At 73.2% G+C, this 14,621-nt stretch carries 13 protein-coding genes; 4 read left to right on the top strand and 9 right to left on the bottom strand.

All coding sequences use genetic code 11. From position 1 onward, the window contains the following. Nucleotides 1–19 precede the first annotated feature (19 nt). On the top strand, nucleotides 20–2,449 hold the full coding sequence (locus tag ABZS77_RS04890) for a transposase (protein WP_354819522.1): 2,430 nt from the start codon (nucleotides 20–22) through the stop codon (nucleotides 2,447–2,449). Nucleotides 2,450–2,636: 187 nt separating this feature from the next. On the opposite strand, the gene ABZS77_RS04885 is transcribed toward ABZS77_RS04890, so the two are convergent. The 4 genes from ABZS77_RS04885 to ABZS77_RS04870 form a co-directional block, all read right to left on the bottom strand. After that, entirely contained in the window at nucleotides 2,637–3,230 is a 594-nt protein-coding gene (locus ABZS77_RS04885) for an ATP/GTP-binding protein (RefSeq protein ID WP_007455465.1), read from the bottom strand. Between the two features lies 1 nt (nucleotide 3,231). Continuing rightward, nucleotides 3,232–3,606 carry a DUF742 domain-containing protein gene (locus tag ABZS77_RS04880; RefSeq protein ID WP_354817333.1) on the bottom strand — a complete coding sequence of 125 codons (375 nt, stop codon included), beginning with the start codon at nucleotides 3,604–3,606 and terminating at the stop codon, nucleotides 3,232–3,234. A 98-nt stretch (nucleotides 3,607–3,704) separates the two neighbouring features. Further along, nucleotides 3,705–4,109, bottom strand: coding sequence for a roadblock/LC7 domain-containing protein (locus ABZS77_RS04875; RefSeq protein ID WP_007455462.1), 405 nt, complete (start codon nucleotides 4,107–4,109; stop codon nucleotides 3,705–3,707). Next, a complete protein-coding gene (locus ABZS77_RS04870) occupies nucleotides 4,106–7,744 on the bottom strand; it encodes a nitrate- and nitrite sensing domain-containing protein (RefSeq protein WP_354817330.1) in 3,639 nt (1,212 codons plus the stop codon). The genes ABZS77_RS04875 and ABZS77_RS04870 overlap by 4 nt, the downstream gene beginning before the upstream one ends. 502 nt (nucleotides 7,745–8,246) lie before the next feature. Between ABZS77_RS04870 and ABZS77_RS04865 the strand changes: the two genes are divergently transcribed. Beyond that, nucleotides 8,247–8,540 carry a hypothetical protein gene (locus ABZS77_RS04865; RefSeq protein WP_354817328.1) on the top strand — a complete coding sequence of 98 codons (294 nt, stop codon included), beginning with the start codon at nucleotides 8,247–8,249 and terminating at the stop codon, nucleotides 8,538–8,540. A gap of 4 nt (nucleotides 8,541–8,544) precedes the next feature. On the opposite strand, the gene ABZS77_RS04860 is transcribed toward ABZS77_RS04865, so the two are convergent. Continuing rightward, nucleotides 8,545–9,618: an adenosine deaminase gene (locus ABZS77_RS04860; protein ID WP_354817325.1), complete on the bottom strand. Its 1,074-nt coding sequence runs from the start codon at nucleotides 9,616–9,618 to the stop codon at nucleotides 8,545–8,547. 45 nt (nucleotides 9,619–9,663) lie between these two features. Beyond that, on the bottom strand, nucleotides 9,664–10,080 hold the full coding sequence (locus ABZS77_RS04855) for a PPOX class F420-dependent oxidoreductase (RefSeq protein WP_354817322.1): 417 nt from the start codon (nucleotides 10,078–10,080) through the stop codon (nucleotides 9,664–9,666). Between the two features lie 58 nt (nucleotides 10,081–10,138). On the opposite strand from ABZS77_RS04855, the gene ABZS77_RS04850 reads away from it, so the two are divergent. Together ABZS77_RS04850 and ABZS77_RS04845 are read left to right on the top strand one after the other, a co-directional pair. Further along, the gene (locus ABZS77_RS04850) at nucleotides 10,139–10,627 is read left to right on the top strand and encodes a MarR family transcriptional regulator (protein ID WP_354817319.1); all 489 of its coding nucleotides are present in this window, start codon (nucleotides 10,139–10,141) and stop codon (nucleotides 10,625–10,627) included. A gap of 1 nt (nucleotide 10,628) precedes the next feature. Next, nucleotides 10,629–11,639 (top strand): putative RNA methyltransferase, encoded by a 1,011-nt coding sequence (locus ABZS77_RS04845; protein ID WP_354817316.1) that lies wholly within the window; start codon nucleotides 10,629–10,631, stop codon nucleotides 11,637–11,639. A gap of 2 nt (nucleotides 11,640–11,641) precedes the next feature. Here ABZS77_RS04845 and ABZS77_RS04840 read toward each other — a convergent pair whose 3' ends face one another. The 3 genes from ABZS77_RS04840 to ABZS77_RS04830 form a co-directional block, all read right to left on the bottom strand. Next, nucleotides 11,642–12,322 carry a DUF4272 domain-containing protein gene (locus tag ABZS77_RS04840; RefSeq protein ID WP_354817313.1) on the bottom strand — a complete coding sequence of 227 codons (681 nt, stop codon included), beginning with the start codon at nucleotides 12,320–12,322 and terminating at the stop codon, nucleotides 11,642–11,644. A gap of 111 nt (nucleotides 12,323–12,433) precedes the next feature. Beyond that, nucleotides 12,434–13,717: a thymidine phosphorylase gene (locus tag ABZS77_RS04835; RefSeq protein WP_354817310.1), complete on the bottom strand. Its 1,284-nt coding sequence runs from the start codon at nucleotides 13,715–13,717 to the stop codon at nucleotides 12,434–12,436. Between the two features lie 53 nt (nucleotides 13,718–13,770). Further along, nucleotides 13,771–14,475: a cytidine deaminase gene (locus ABZS77_RS04830; RefSeq protein WP_354817307.1), complete on the bottom strand. Its 705-nt coding sequence runs from the start codon at nucleotides 14,473–14,475 to the stop codon at nucleotides 13,771–13,773. Between the last annotated feature and the right edge of the window lie 146 nt (nucleotides 14,476–14,621).

Below are 14,621 nucleotides of genomic sequence, written 5' to 3'. Positions count from 1 at the left end.
TTGCTGGCAGAGGAAAGACCTGTCCCGGGAGGAGGACGACGCCGTGGCGCTCGTGCGCGTGTACTGCGGTCTGGCCTCGGCGGACTCGGCTGACCGACCGGCCTCGGCCGGTTCGACGCTGACGTCCGCAGTGGTCGACGACGCAGGCCGTCTGCTGCATGTCTGCGAGATCAGCGACGACGCCGCTGGCTACGCCCAGCTCGTCGCGCTGCTCGTGGAGCGGTCGGGCGGGCCGAGCGGTGCGGCCATCGCCGCCGACAGCGACGACCACACGGTCACCTCGCTGTTGAGCGCCGCCGGTCGACCCCTGGCGATCGCCGACGACGACTCGGTGGACGACTTCGCCGAGCGGTTCGCCGACGACGACTCCCTGGAGGAGATGCAGTCACCGCCGGCCGAACGACGCGCCGTGGGCCTGGCCCGCGCGTTGCAGGCGGGCGCGCTCTCCGCGGTCACCCTTCCCGCACCCCGGGACCTGGCCGGCTACAAGCAGGTGCTCGCCGCGCACGCCGCCCTGGCAAGTGGCCGGCACTCCGCCGCCGTGGCGCTGCGCGAGGTCCTGCGTGAGCTGTACCCGGCGGCGCTGCGGGCGTACCCGGACCCGGCCGAGCCCGTCTCCCTGGCGGTGCTCGACGCGCTGCCCGAGCCGGGCATGCTCGGCGGCACCGTCGCTCGCGGCCGGGAGGTGTCGGTCGCGGCGGACGCCATCGCCGCGCACCTCGCCGCGGACGGGGTGGCCGACGCCGAAGAGATCAACGACGCGGTGACCGCGCTGCGGGTCGCCATCTCCGAGACGCCCCGCCGCGCGGCGGTGAACCGGGCGCTCACCTCCGCGGTGGCCGAGACGGTCCGCCAGGCGGTCGCCTCGGTCCGAGCCTGCGACGCCGGCTGCGAGGCGCTGGTGAGCGCTCTGGGCGCCCGCGTGAGCGCTCCCGCGCCCGCCCCCGGTCGGCGTGCAGCCGCCCGCCGTGGCGAGTCGGTCGGCGAGCTGACCGGCCTGACCAACACCGGCGCCGGTCTGACCAACACCGGCGCCGGCCTGGGTAGCACCGGCACCGGCCTGCGCGCGGTCCGGCCGACGCCGGCCGGCGCCGACCCGACTCCCGGCTTGGGCCGGCGGAGCCGCCCCGAGCCCGCCCCCGGCAGCGCGCCGCTTGCCACGCCCCGCCCACTCGGGCCACCGCCGGTCGCCCCGGCCCCCGTCACCCCGCCCCCGGTCGCGCCCGCGCCGATGGCCCCGGCCGCCGTCGCCGGCCCGCCGGTGTCCGCCCTGCCGGTACGCGGCGAGCCGAGCCGGATCGACGGTCCGACCAACCGGCCGGTCTCCTCGCCGCCGCCCCCACCGCCGGGGATCACCCCGATCGCCCCGACGCAGCGGGGCACGGTGCCGCCGGCCGAGGCGGGCGAGCCGTTCCGGCCGACGCTGACCACCGCCGCGATCAACCACGCGCGGGCCGAACGGCAGCGCACGGTCATCCCGCCCCGCCCGAAGACCAACGGCGAGCCACGGCCGAGCCACCAGCAGCGCCCGGTGGACGAACCCCCCACCGGCGGGTTCAGCGCCACCGACCTCAGCATCCCCGTGCCGGCGCCCCGGCCCGGCCAGGACTCCCCGCCGCCGGGATCCCGGGCCAACTGGCCGCTGGTCAACAACCCGGAGGACCCGGGCGACAGCTCGGCGAACAACCCGGTCGCCTACCCGTACGGCGGCGGCCGTGGCGTCGACGCCCCGACCGACCCGGGTCGGGCCGACGGCCGGGTCACCCCGCCCTGGCTCGCGGACGACCTGCCGCAGGAGCCGCCCATGCTGCGGCTGGTGGAGCCGCCGCCGCTGGCCGACCGGGCGCTGCGCGAAGGGCTCAACCCACCCGCCGACGCGCATCTGGACACCCCGCCGCTGCGGCTCGTCGACCGGGAGCAGGCGGCTCGCGGTGGCCGTCCCGCACCCCGGGTCGAGCGTGCGCCCGAGCATCGCCCGTCTCCCCCGGTCGAGCACCGGCCACCACCGGTGGCCGACGAGGGCGACGGCGACCTGTTGATCTTCGCGCAGGCGAAGTCGGCCTGGTTCGTCGGGCAGACCGAGGAGACCGACCTGGACTGGTCGACCACGGCCGACACCGGGTGGCAGGCGGCCGAGCAGGCGGCCCGCCCCGCGGTGGGCGCCGAGACGACCGCTGGGCTGCCGAAGCGGGTGCCGCAGGCCAACCTGGTCCCCGGTTCACCGCTGCGCGAGGAGCGTCCACTGCGGATAGTGCGTGACGCGGCGAGTCTCGCGGAGAACACCACCGGCTACTTCCGCGGCTGGCGCCGGGGGCAGGAGATCGGGGGGTTCGCGGTGGGCGGCCGGCCGGGTCGCGAGGCCGCCGGCGGCTGGGACTTCAGCCGCGACCACGGCGACCGCGACGACGACCGGGAGTACGAGTACCGCTCCGCCGGCTACCAGTCCTGACCCCACAGTCCGTAAACGACGATCGCGCCCTCAGTCAGCCGACTGGGGGCGCGATTCGTGTACCGGTGACCGGCGCGAGCAGGGCCACGCACGAAGCCGCGCCGACCGTCGACGTGACGGCCGGCGCTGGGCAGGATGCGTCGCCCGGTGGCGGCCGGAGCCACCACCGGGCGTGGAACCGTCCCGGTCAGGCCGGGGCGACGGCGCGCGTACGGCGCATGGTGAGCACGTACTCGACCAGCGAGATCAGCACGTGCTTCGTCGACTCCCGGTTACGGGCGTCGCAGGCCACCACCGGCACGTCGCTGGAGATCGCCAAGGCGTCCCGGACGTCCTGCGGGTCGTGGTACTGCATCCCGTCGAAGCAGTTGATGGCCACCAGGTACGGCAGCCGCCGGTGCTCGAAGAAGTCGATCGCCGCGAAGCAGTCCGCCAGCCGGCGGGTGTCCACCAGCACGACCGCGCCGATGGCACCCCGGACCAGTTCGTCCCACATGAACCAGAAACGGGTCTGACCCGGCGTACCGAACAGGTACAGGATCAGGTCACGGTCGATCGAGATCCGGCCGAAGTCCATGGCCACGGTGGTCGTCGTCTTGCCCGGCACCTGCCGGGTGTCGTCGACGCCCACACCGGCCGAGGTCATGATGGCCTCGGTGGTCAGCGGCGTGATCTCCGAGACCGAGCCGACCAGCGTCGTCTTACCGACGCCGAATCCACCGGCGATAACGATCTTCGCCGACGTCACGCGGCCGCTCGGGTTCGGCGGGCGGTGCGACATGTCAGAGCCTGCGAAGTCCACTCAGCACCCTCTCCAGCAGTTCAGTGCCCACCGCGTCGTCGGAGTCGTCCAGGATGGTCGGCTCGTGGACCGCGACCAGGCCGTCCGTCGCCATATCGGCGATGAGCACCCGGGCCACACCGAGCGGGAGCTGCATCCGCGCCGCGATCTCGGCGAGCGATTGCACGCGTCCGTCACACAGCGCGGCGATGTACTGGTGTTCGCGACCACCACCGTTGCCATTGGCAGCGGCGCGACCGCGCACCGTCGTCTCGACGAGCGCCTCCAGCGCGATGTCCAGCCGGGGGCGGGTACGACCACGGGTCACGGCGTATGGACGGACCAACGCTCCGGTCGGTTCGTCACGATCGGCCATGTCGCCGCTCACCTCCTTCGCACCCGGTACCGGCTCCCACCGGTGGAACTCGTCGTTGTCGTCCTTGCAGTTGCGCCGACCTCACGATCGGCCGGGGGTCAGCCCAGCATCCCCGCGGCCGCACGCGGCTGCGGGGTCAACGCGTCGCCCACCCGGTCGACCAGCAGCGCCATCTCGTAGCCGACCTGGCCCACGTCGGAACTGCGAGCGGCCAGCACGGCGAAGGACGAGCCGTCCGAGATGGACATCAGGAACAGGAAGCCATTGTCCATCTCCACGACGGTCTGCAGCACGGCGCCTCCCTCGAAGCAGCGGGCTGCTCCCTGGGTGAGGCTGACCAGGCCGGACGCGATGGCGGCCAACTGGTCGGCCCGGTCCCGCGGCAGGTCCCGTGACGACGCGAGAAGCAGGCCGTCCGCCGAGACGGCGACCGCGTGTGCGACACCGGGTACCCGGTCGGCGAAGTTGGCCAGCAGCCAACCAAGATCCTGCGTAGTTGTCATCCTTCTTGCTCCTTCTGCCCGCTCCCGGCCGCTGGGCCTGAGCCAGACTGCGAGGATTGCTGCCCTCCCGGAGTCGCCTCCGGGCTGGTCGGGTTGTCCGAGGTGCTACGCCCTCGCTGCACGCCCCGGTGGTAGGCGGAGAGCAGGCCACGGACCGCCTCCGGGGAGCGCCGTTGGACCGAGGTGGTGGGCTTCTCCACCGCGCCCGGCACGAGCTGCGCCATCGGCTTGCGCTTCGGCAGACCGGTCGTGGTGGTCTCGGCCACCGGTACCGCGGTGGCCGCTGCCGAGGCGGCACGCCAGCCGTCGTCGGCGGCGGTCTGCCAACCGTTGGTCTGCTGCTGCTGGGGCCGGCGGTTCGGCAGGCTCTCGGCGAGGCTGGGGCGTGCGCCCCCGTTCGCTGTCGACCCGTTGTCCCGCGGCGCTCCTCCGGCCGTCGGAGTGTCTGCCATCGGTGTGTTACCTGTCGTCCCGGGTGGTGTCTTGTGGACTGCCGGTCCGCTCGCCTCGACCGTGGCGAACTGCTGCGTCGCGGCGCCGCCGTTCGTCGCCGGCTTGGCAGCTGCCGCCGCCTCCTCGGGACCCGGACGGCGGGTACGGAACCAGGCCGACTCGAGCTCCCGGAAGATCGGCAGCTCCATCGTCTCGTCCGCGTACCGCTGCCGGTTCTGGGCCTGCGGCTGTTGCGGCGCCGGCCGGCTCTGTGGCGCCGGAGCCGGAGTGGGCGCCGGGGCCGGAGTCGGCGCCGGCGGCTGGGCCGCGGTGGTCGGCTGGTCGCCGGGCCGGGGCACCCTCGGCAGCTCCGTCGTCATGTCCAGGGCGGCGGCGAACCGCTCGGGCACCGGCGGGGTCGCCGCCTCACGCTCGCCACCCGGCACCGGCGGCCAGGCCGGCGGCGCCGGTGCGCTGGGCGCCTGGGCGGGTGGGGCGGAGCGGGGCACGAAACCGCTGAACGACTGACCGGAGGAGGCCGGCGGCGCCGAGTACGGCTGACCGGAGGAGGCCGGCGGCGCCGAGTACGGCTGACCGGAGTACGGATGGCCGGACGCCGGCGAGGCCGACACCGGGGACGCCGACACCGGCGGGCCGCCGTACGGCTGACCCGACGCCGGGGCGGCGGACACCGGCGGACCGCCGTACGGCGCACCCGAGTAGGGCTGGCCCGAGTACGGCTGACCGGACGCCGGCGTGGCCGACACCGGCGCGCCGGAGTACGGCTGCGCGGAGACCGGCGGCGCCGAGTACGGGTGTGCCTCCGGGCTGCTGGGCAGCTGCCGCGGGATGGACTGCTGCTGACCGGTGTTCGGGGAATCGTCGCCGGCCCGGCGCTGCGGCAGCGGGTCGATCGGCTGGCCGTTGGCCGGGCGGGGCGTGAACCCGTCGCCGCCGTTCGTGCCCGCCGCGCCGGTCAGGTCGGACCAGGCGGGCATCGAGCGGTACCCGCCGGAGTTGGCGGGGGTGCCGGCACCGTTGCGCGGTGCTGGGTCGAACGGTCGACCGCCCAGGGTGACCTGGTTGCCGGACTCGCTCGCGCTCGGGCGGGGGCCGTTGCCCAGCGCCGGCAGCGCGCCGAAGGTGGGCGCGGGCCCACCCTGCTGGCCGCCGGCGGAGGCGGGCAGGGCCGGGGGCTGCTGCACCCGACCGGAGAGCGCCCGGGGCACCAGCACCGAGGTGGGCAGGGTCACGTCGGCGACCGTGCCCCGGTCGGAGCCGGGACGCAGCTCGACCCGGACTCCGTGCCGGGACGCCAGTCGGGCGACCACGACCAGGCCCATCATCCGGGAGACGGCCACGTCCACCTGCGGCGGAGTCGCCAGGCGCTCGTTGAGGTCCTGCAACTGCTCGCGGCTGATCCCGATGCCGCGGTCCTCGACGTAGAGCGAGGCGCGGTCGCCGACCCGACGGGCCTCGACCATCACCTGCGAGTCGGGCGGCGAGAACGCGGTGGCGTTGTCGAACAGCTCGGCTACGAGGTGCACGAGGTCGTTGACGGCGTGCGCGGCGACCTCGATGTCGCGGTCGATGACCCCGAACTCGATCCGGGTGTAGTGCTCGACCTCGGACTGGGCGGCGCGCAGCACGTCGATGAGGGCGGCCGGCTCGCGCTGCACACGCGTGGAGTCGGCGCCTGCGAGCACCAGCAGGTTCTCGTCGTTGCGGCGCATCCGGGTGGCCAGGTGGTCGAGCTGGAACAGCTCGGCCAGGCGGTCCGGGTCCTCCTCGCCGCGCTCCAGCCGGTCGAGGTGCCCGATGAGGCGGTCGACCAGGATCTGGGAACGGCGGGCCAGGTTGACGAACATGGTCGCGACGGAGGCGCGCAGCGCCGCCTGCTCGGCGGCCGTGCGGACGGCTTCCAGGTGGACGGCGTTGAACGCCTCGGTCACCTGACCGAACTCGTCCTTGCTGCGGACCGGCAGTGGCTCGGCGATCTGGTTGGCCAGCTGCACCGGGGAGAGCTGACCGACGACCTGCGGGTCACGCAGCCGGGCGACCGCCTGTGGCAGGCCGTACTGGGCGACGGACAGGGCGCCCTGGCGCAGCTCACGCAACGAGCGGGCCATCGAGCGGGCGACCAGGTAGGCGAAGAGGATGGCCAGCAGCAGCATGCTGAGCAGCAGGCCGGTCTCCAGGAAGACCTGACGTTGGACGTCGGAGCGCAGGCTGTCGGCCTCGGCGACCACGTCGTTGTCGAGTTTCGTCTCGACGGCGCGGATCAGCTTGGCGTTCGCCGTCATGGCGGACTCCCACTGGTCCGGGCCGAACGGCGCACCGCGCATGTCGCCGGTGATGTTGCCGTCGATCCAGCCGGTGTAGTTCTGCGCCTCCCGGCGGTCACCGCCGGCGACCGTCTGGTCGTGGAACTTCGCCTCGTCCGGGCTGGCCACGGCCTTGAAGCTCTGCAGTGCCTGCTGCTGGCCGGTGCCGCTGGCGATGTAGTCGGTGCGCAGCACCGGGGTCATCCGCTGCTGCGCGCCGAGCGCGCGGTGCACGACGACCCGGCGTGCGGAGAGGAACTCCTTCTCCCGGGCGACCGCCGCGGCGGCGCGCATCCGGTCGCTCAGGTCGTTGTCACCGGCGAGCTGCGTGGCCGAGTCACGGATGGCGAGCAGGTCGCTGATCAGACCCTCGTACGCCTGGATCGTCTCGGTGAGCTTGAGCTTGCCGCTGAACACCTGGCTGCGAACGCCCGGCAGGTCCTTCAGGGACTGGTCGATCCCGTCGAGCTGGCTCTCCAGGCTGCTGGGCAGGTCCTCGACCTCGGCGCGCTGCTGCCGGTAGGGGCCGGTCCGCTGGTCCACCCGGGAGTTCACCCGGCTGTAGGCCTCCTGGTACTGGGCCTTGGGCTGGGTCCCGGCCGCCTGCAGCAGCAGTACGGCGGCGGTCCGCTCGTCCTGCAGTGTGTCGACCAGGTCGCCCGAGTAGCTCGACAGGTTGGCCAGGTCGCCAGCTCGGTTGGCGTTGCTGAGGGTCTCCAGGTGGTCGACGAGACCACTGGTGCCCACGACGACCGTGGCGATGGTCGGCACGATCATGATGAGACCGAGCTTTGACCAGATCGGCATGTCCCGGAGCCGGCTGGCCGGCCGGCGCAGCCGCGACAGGAAGGAGCCCGCCGTCTTTGGCCGTTTGCTCACGTCACCGCCCTCGCGATTACAGCTTGAACGCGTTGCCCCGGGCAACGCTCAGCGACCGACCCGGCGGGTCGGACCCCCGAGATTCCATCACGACGCCCGGCAAGAAGAAAGCCCAGGTTGTCACCCGCCGAAGGTGTGATGAGATGTTGATACGATTTGATAGCAGTCCGTCTGGCCGGAGTAACTGAAGGTAATGAAACATCCGCACCGCGTTGTCCTGCTCGCCGGTCCTTCGGGCTCCGGAAAGTCGTACATTGCGCAGCAAACCGGCCTGCCGGTGCTCTGCCTGGACGACTTCTACAAAGACGGCGATGACCCTACGTTGCCGCACCGAAACGGCCAGGTCGATTGGGAATCACCCGACTCCTGGGACGCGTCGACGGCTGTGGAAACGATTGCCCAACTGGCTCGCGACGGCCGGGCCGATGTGCCGGTTTATGCGATCGGCGCAGATCGAAGGGTGGCCACCCGGCCATTTGATGTCGCCGGATCGCCAATTTTCGTGGCAGAGGGGATCTTCGCCGCCGAGATCGTCGAGGAGTGCCGTCGTCGAGGGCTCCTGGCCGGGGCGTACGCGCTGCGTCGCCCGCGTGGGGCGACCTTCGTACGGCGGCTGGCCCGCGACCTCGCCGAGCAGCGCAAGGCACCCCGGGTACTGGTCCGGCGAGGGGTGGCGTTGTTGCGGGCCGAGCCCGCCGTGCTGCGCCGGCAGACCGGGCTGGGCGCCGAGGCGGCCCGCGCGCGGGTGGTGCTGCGCAGGGTGGCCGGCCTGCTCGCCGGCCACCCGCACGGCTGAGGGATCAGGCCAGCAGCTTGGCGTACGCCGGCTTGATCACCTCGTCGATGATCCGCAGCCGTTCGTCGAACGGGATGAAGGCGCTCTTCATCGCGTTGATGGTGAACCACTGCAACTCACGCCAGCCGTAGCCGAAGGTCTCCACCAGCAGCGCCATCTCGCGGGACATCGAGGTGCCGCTCATCAGCCGGTTGTCGGTGTTGACGGTGGCCCGGAACCGCAGGTCCCGCAGCAGGCCGATCGGGTGGTCGGCGATCGAGTCAACGGCACCGGTCTGCACGTTCGACGACGGGCACAGCTCCAGCGGGATGCGCTTGTCCCGCACGTACGCGGCGAGCCGGCCGAGCGTGCCGTCGGGCGCGATGTCGTCGACGATGCGTACCCCGTGGCCGAGCCGGTCGGCGCCGCACCACTGGATGGCCTGCCAGATCGACGGCAGCCCGAACGCCTCGCCGGCGTGGATGGTGAAGTGGAAGTTCTCCCGCTGGAGGTATTCGAAGGCGTCCAGGTGCCGGGTGGGCGGGAAGCCGGCCTCGGCGCCGGCGATGTCGAAGCCGACCACCCCGGCGTCCCGGTGCCGCACCGCCAGCTCGGCGATCTCCTGGGAACGCGCGGCGTGCCGCATCGCGGTGAGCAGGGTGCCCACCCGGATGGTCAGGCCCGCCTCGACGGCCTGCGCGGTGCCCTCGGCGAACCCGGCGAGGACCGCCTCGACCACCTCGTCGAGGCTGAGGTCCTGCTCGAGGTGCTGCTCGGGTGCGAACCGCACCTCGGCGTAGACCACCCCGTCGGCGGCCAGGTCGAGCGCGCACTCGCGGGCCACCCGCCGCAGCGCCGGCGCGGTCTGCATGACCGCCACGGTGTGCGCGAACGTCTCGAGGTAGCGCTCCAGTGAGCCGGAGTCGGCCGCCTCGACGAACCAGCGTCCGAGCGCGTCCGGGTCGGTGGTGGGCAGCTCGTGGCCGACCTCCGCCGCCAGTTCGACGATCGTCGCCGGCCGCAGTCCGCCGTCGAGGTGGTCGTGCAGCAGCGCCTTCGGGACCTTGACGATGTCCTCATACCGGATAGTTGCGACCATGCTCAGACCCTAGTCAGCCTGCTGGGGCCGGCCACGCCAGCCCGCTCATCCGGGCCATCCGTAGACGCGGTCGACGGCGAGCCGGAGGACGACCCGCCCGTCGGCGACCATCGCGGCGCGGTAGTCAGCCCAGTCCGGGTGGTCGCCGCAGATCCGCCGGTAGACCTCGACGAGTTCGTCGACAGCCGCGTCGTCGACGGCCGCGGCCGGCTCGGTGAGTGTCACGGTCCCCTCGGCGACCGCGTACGCGCCGCCGTCCGGCGTGGTGACGTGGAAGCTGGCCCGGGGGTCACGGCGCAGGTTGCGCACCTTCGCCCGGTCGCCGGTGGTGGAGCAGCGGATCAACCCCGGCTCGGCCAGGTAGTCGAGGTTGGACAGTTGGGGCCGGCCGTCACGGCGCAGGGTGACGAGCACCCCACGTCCCCGCTCGCCGAACAGGTCCCACAGCCGATTCGTTGACATGTCATCGACCCTAGGAGGCGTTTCGATGACATGTCAACCAAGACGCTAGGCTGGTGCCATGGAAGCGACCCGGTGGCTGGACGAACGGGAGGACCGCGCGTGGCGCGGGTACCGCCGGATGCGTCGGCTGCTCGACCTGGAGCTGGCCCGGGAGCTGACCCAGGACGCCGGCCTCTCCGAGGCCGACTACGACGTGCTGTCCGACCTCTCCGAGACGCCGCACGGGCGGTTGCGGCTGCGGGAGCTGGCAGACCTGATGCTCTGGTCGCGCAGCCGGCTCTCGCACCACCTCACCCGCATGCAGCAGCGGGGCCTGGTGACCCGCGAGGAGTGCGCCGACGACGCCCGGGGTTCGGTCGTCGCACTCACCCCCGCCGGTCGCCTGGCCATCGAGTCCGCCGCCCCCGGCCACGTGGCCGCCGTCCGCCGGCACCTGATCGACCTGCTCACCCCGGCGGAGATCGACGCCCTCGGCGCACTCACCCACCGGGTGGTCGACCACCTCGGCGCACGGGCACCCCGGCCACGCCACGCTCCGGAGGCCTGACATGGATCCCCGGATCCTCGACCGACTGCGTTGCCCGGTCTGCGGCGAGCCACTGGCCGAGGTGACCGCCGGCACCGCCAGGGCCCTGCGCTGTCCGCGCCGGCACAGCTTCGACATCGCCCGCCAGGGCTACGTCAACCTGCTCGCCGGCCGCGCCCCGCACGTCGGGGACACCGCCGAGATGGTGGCCGCCCGGGTGGACTTCCAGTCCGCCGGGCACTACGACGTCATCTCGGCAGCCCTCGCCGCCGCCGCGACGGAGGCCACCGCCCGGCGCTCCGCACCTTCCGCCCCGCACCCGGAGCCCACCCCACCACCCCTTTGCTCTGCTTACCTCGGCGCACCGGCCTCCGCGCCGGACCGTCGCACCGAGGTAAGCAGAGCAAAGGAGCCGAACACCGGGGTACCGGTCGGACCAGAAACACCCGACGTCGAGGCGTACCCCCTGGTGGTGGATGCCGGTGCCGGCACGGGCCGCTACCTCGGCGCGGTGCTGGCGGCGCTGCCGCACGCCGTGGGCCTGGCCCTGGACGTCTCCAAGCCGGCGCTGCGCCGCGCCGCCCGGGCGCACCCGCGGGCCGCCGCGGCGCTCGCCGACACCTGGCAGCGCCTGCCCCTGGCCGACCGCTCGACGGCCGTGCTGCTGAACGTCTTCGCCCCCCGCAACGGGCCGGAGTTCCACCGGGTGCTCGACCCGGGCGGCACACTCCTGGTGGTCACACCCGCCGCCGACCACCTCACCGAACTGGTGGACACCCTCGACCTGCTCCGGGTCGACCCCGACAAGGCCGACCGGGTGGCCGCCAACCTGGGCGGGCACTTCACCCCGGTCAGCTCGACGGTGCACCGCGCCGAGCTGACACTGAACCGCACCGAGGTGGCCACCCTCGTCGGGATGGGCCCGAGCGCCTGGCACACCGACCCGGACGCCCTCGCCACCCGGCTGGCCGCGCTGCCCGAACCGGTCCGGGTCACCGTGGCGGTCCGGCTCGACGTCCTGACACCTCGCTGACCTCAGGTGGAGAGGTCGACCTCTTCCCAGCCGGGCGGCTCGTCGTGGTACGGCCCGCGCAGGATCACCGCCCACTCCAGCGCCCACCGTCGCTGGCCGATCGCGTTCGCGTCGACCAGCCCCGGCGCGCGCCGGCCGCCGCGCTCGGTCTCCAGGTACGCCCAGTCCAGGCAGTAGTGCAGGTCGAGCAGCGCCGCCGCGTCCGCCGGACGCTGCGGCGCGGTGAGGATCCGGGCCTGCCAGCGCGGAAAGGTCTCCCCCTCGGCGATGTGCGGCAGCCGCTCCACCAACCGCTCGTCCACGGCCAGGGTCGGGTCGAGCTGCTTGCTCAGCCCCAGCACCCAGGCCAGCGCGAACAGGGCGTCGTGGTGCAGCACGAACGATCGGTGGTCACCCTTGCCGCCCATCACGAACTGCCACTCCGGCGGCGTGACCATCTCGACCAGATGCGACCCGAGCAGCCAGCTCATGGCCGCCTGCGGTGGCATCCCGAAACAGCGGGCCAGGATCAGGTGCAGGACGGCGATCCGCGCCTCGATCTCCGGCGTCGGACGCAACTCGATCCCATCACCCGGCTCCCACACGAGCGGAAACTGGGCCGGCGGCAGCGGCAGGCCGAGCCGGGACAGCTCGTCCAGGCTCGCCTCACGCACCTCACGAGGGTCGGGGGCAGGTACGGTCACGGGGCAATGTCCTGTCTGCTCGCGCCGGCACAGGGCCGGTTATCCCCCCTTGGCCTGCGACAATAGCGCTCCCACGTGACCGGCACCACGCCCACCCCGACCCGCGACCGATCAGCCGATCCGCTCGATGACCAGCGGCGTCGCGGACGGCGCGGACGGCGCGATCCGCACCGCGCGCGCCGCCTCCGCCAACGCCGCCGGGATCCGCGCCGCGTCCTCGGCACGCAGCTCGTACAGCGGGTCACCGGCCCGCACCGCATCACCCGGACGCCGGTGCAGCACCACACCGGCCGGCACACTCACCGGGTCCTCCTTGCGGGCCCGGCCCGCGCCGAGCCGCCACGCCGCAACCCCCATGGCGTACGCGTCGACGGACGCCACGTACCCGTCCCGCTCGGCGCGGACCACCTCCACCTCGTCGGCGGTGGGCATCGGTGCGTCCGGGTCGCCGCCCTGCGCCCGGATCATCGCCCGCCAGGAGTCCATCGCCCGGCCGTCGCGCAGTGCCGCCTCCGGGTCGGCGTCCGGCAGGCCGGCCGCGGCCAGCATCTCCCGAGCCAGGGCCACCGTCAGCTCCACCACGTCCGCCGGGCCACCGCCGGCCAGCACCTCGACCGACTCGGTCACCTCGACGGCGTTGCCGATCGCCAGGCCCAGCGGGGTGGACATGTCGGTGAGCAGGGCGACCGTCCGCACGCCGTGCGCGCCGCCCAACTCGACCATCGTCCGGGCCAGCTCACGCGCCTGGTCGACGGACTTCATGAAGGCACCCGAGCCGACCTTGACGTCGAGGACCAGCGCGCCGGTCCCCTCGGCGATCTTCTTACTCATGATCGAACTGGCGATCAGCGGGATCGCCTCCACGGTGCCGGTCACGTCGCGCAGCGCGTACAGCTTGCGGTCGGCCGGGGCGAGCCCGGCACCGGCCGCGCAGATCACCGCGCCCACCTCGTCGAGCTGGGCGATGAACTCGTCGTTGCTCACCGTGGCCCGCCAGCCGGGGATGGACTCCAGCTTGTCGAGCGTGCCGCCGGTGTGCCCGAGACCGCGACCACTCAACTGGGGTACGGCGGCGCCGCACGCCGCCACCAGCGGGGTGAGCGGCAGAGTGATCTTGTCGCCGACGCCGCCGGTGGAGTGCTTGTCGACCGTGGGCCGGCGTACCGCCGACAGGTCCAGCCGCTCACCGCTGGCGATCATCGCGGCGGTCCACCGGGCGATCTCCGGCCCGGTCATGCCGTTCAGCAGGATCGCCATGGCCAGCGCGGACATCTGCTCGTCGGCGACGACCCCCCGGGTGTACGCGTCGACCACCCAGTCGATCTGCGCGTCCGACAGCACCTCGCCATCCCGCTTCACCCGGATGACGTCGACAGCAGCAAAACCATTACTCATCAGAAGATCTTCCTAGTCCCTTGGCGAACCGACTCCGTGCCGTGCCCTCGAGCTCAACCCCAGCGAACCGGGATCTCCGCGGGCGGCTCCCCCTCGCCGGCCCAGAAGATGGTGCCGGTGGCGTCCACCACCACCACCCGGGGCGTCCGGGCCAGGCCCCAGGTGATCGCCTCGGCCGGGTCGTCCCAGCTCGGCGCCTCCTCCAGCACTCCGGTCTCGGCGCCGGCGTCGTCGCCGGCCGACCGCTCCCAGTACGCGGTCCAGACCTGCTGGCCGGCGGACATGTCCGGGTGCACGAAGACGGTGCCGCGCCCGCGCCAGGCGGCCAGCCGCTCCGGCACCACCGGCACCGACGTCTCCCCGGTGACGGCCTCCAGGTCCTCCACACCGAAGGCGTGCGGCAGCAGCTCGGCCATCCGCAGCGGGCGGCCCTTGCTCTCGATCAGGCACTCCGGCCCGCCGTGCTCCCAGAGCAGCTGCCGACAGCGGCCGCACGGCATCAGCGGCTCACCCGTGGCGTCGACGCAGGAGAGCGCGACGAGTCGTCCGCCGCCGGTGGCGTGCAGGCTGGAGACCACCCCGCACTCGGCGCAGAGCGTCACCCCGTACGCGGCGTTCTCCACGTTGCAACCGACCACGATGCGGCCGTCGTCGACCAGCGCGGCCGCGCCGACCGGGAACGTCGAGTACGGCGCGTACGCGTGCCGCATCGCCTCGGTGGCGGCGGCACGCAACCGCGCCCAGTCAATGTCGGTCATGCCGCCATTCTGCCCAGGCAGCCCAGGTCAGGAGCGGGCAGGGCCGGGTCCACTGGCGGGCGCAGCCGCGCCAGGCATGAGTCCGACCCATCGGCCGCGCCACCCGCAGCGGTAAGCAGCGGTCAGCCGTCACCACGGTCGGAGGC

Origin of the sequence: Micromonospora sp. NPDC005298 (assembly GCF_040607375.1) — a bacterium.
Taxonomy (GTDB): domain Bacteria; phylum Actinomycetota; class Actinomycetes; order Mycobacteriales; family Micromonosporaceae; genus Micromonospora.
This window is presented reverse-complemented; position numbering and strand designations above follow the sequence as displayed.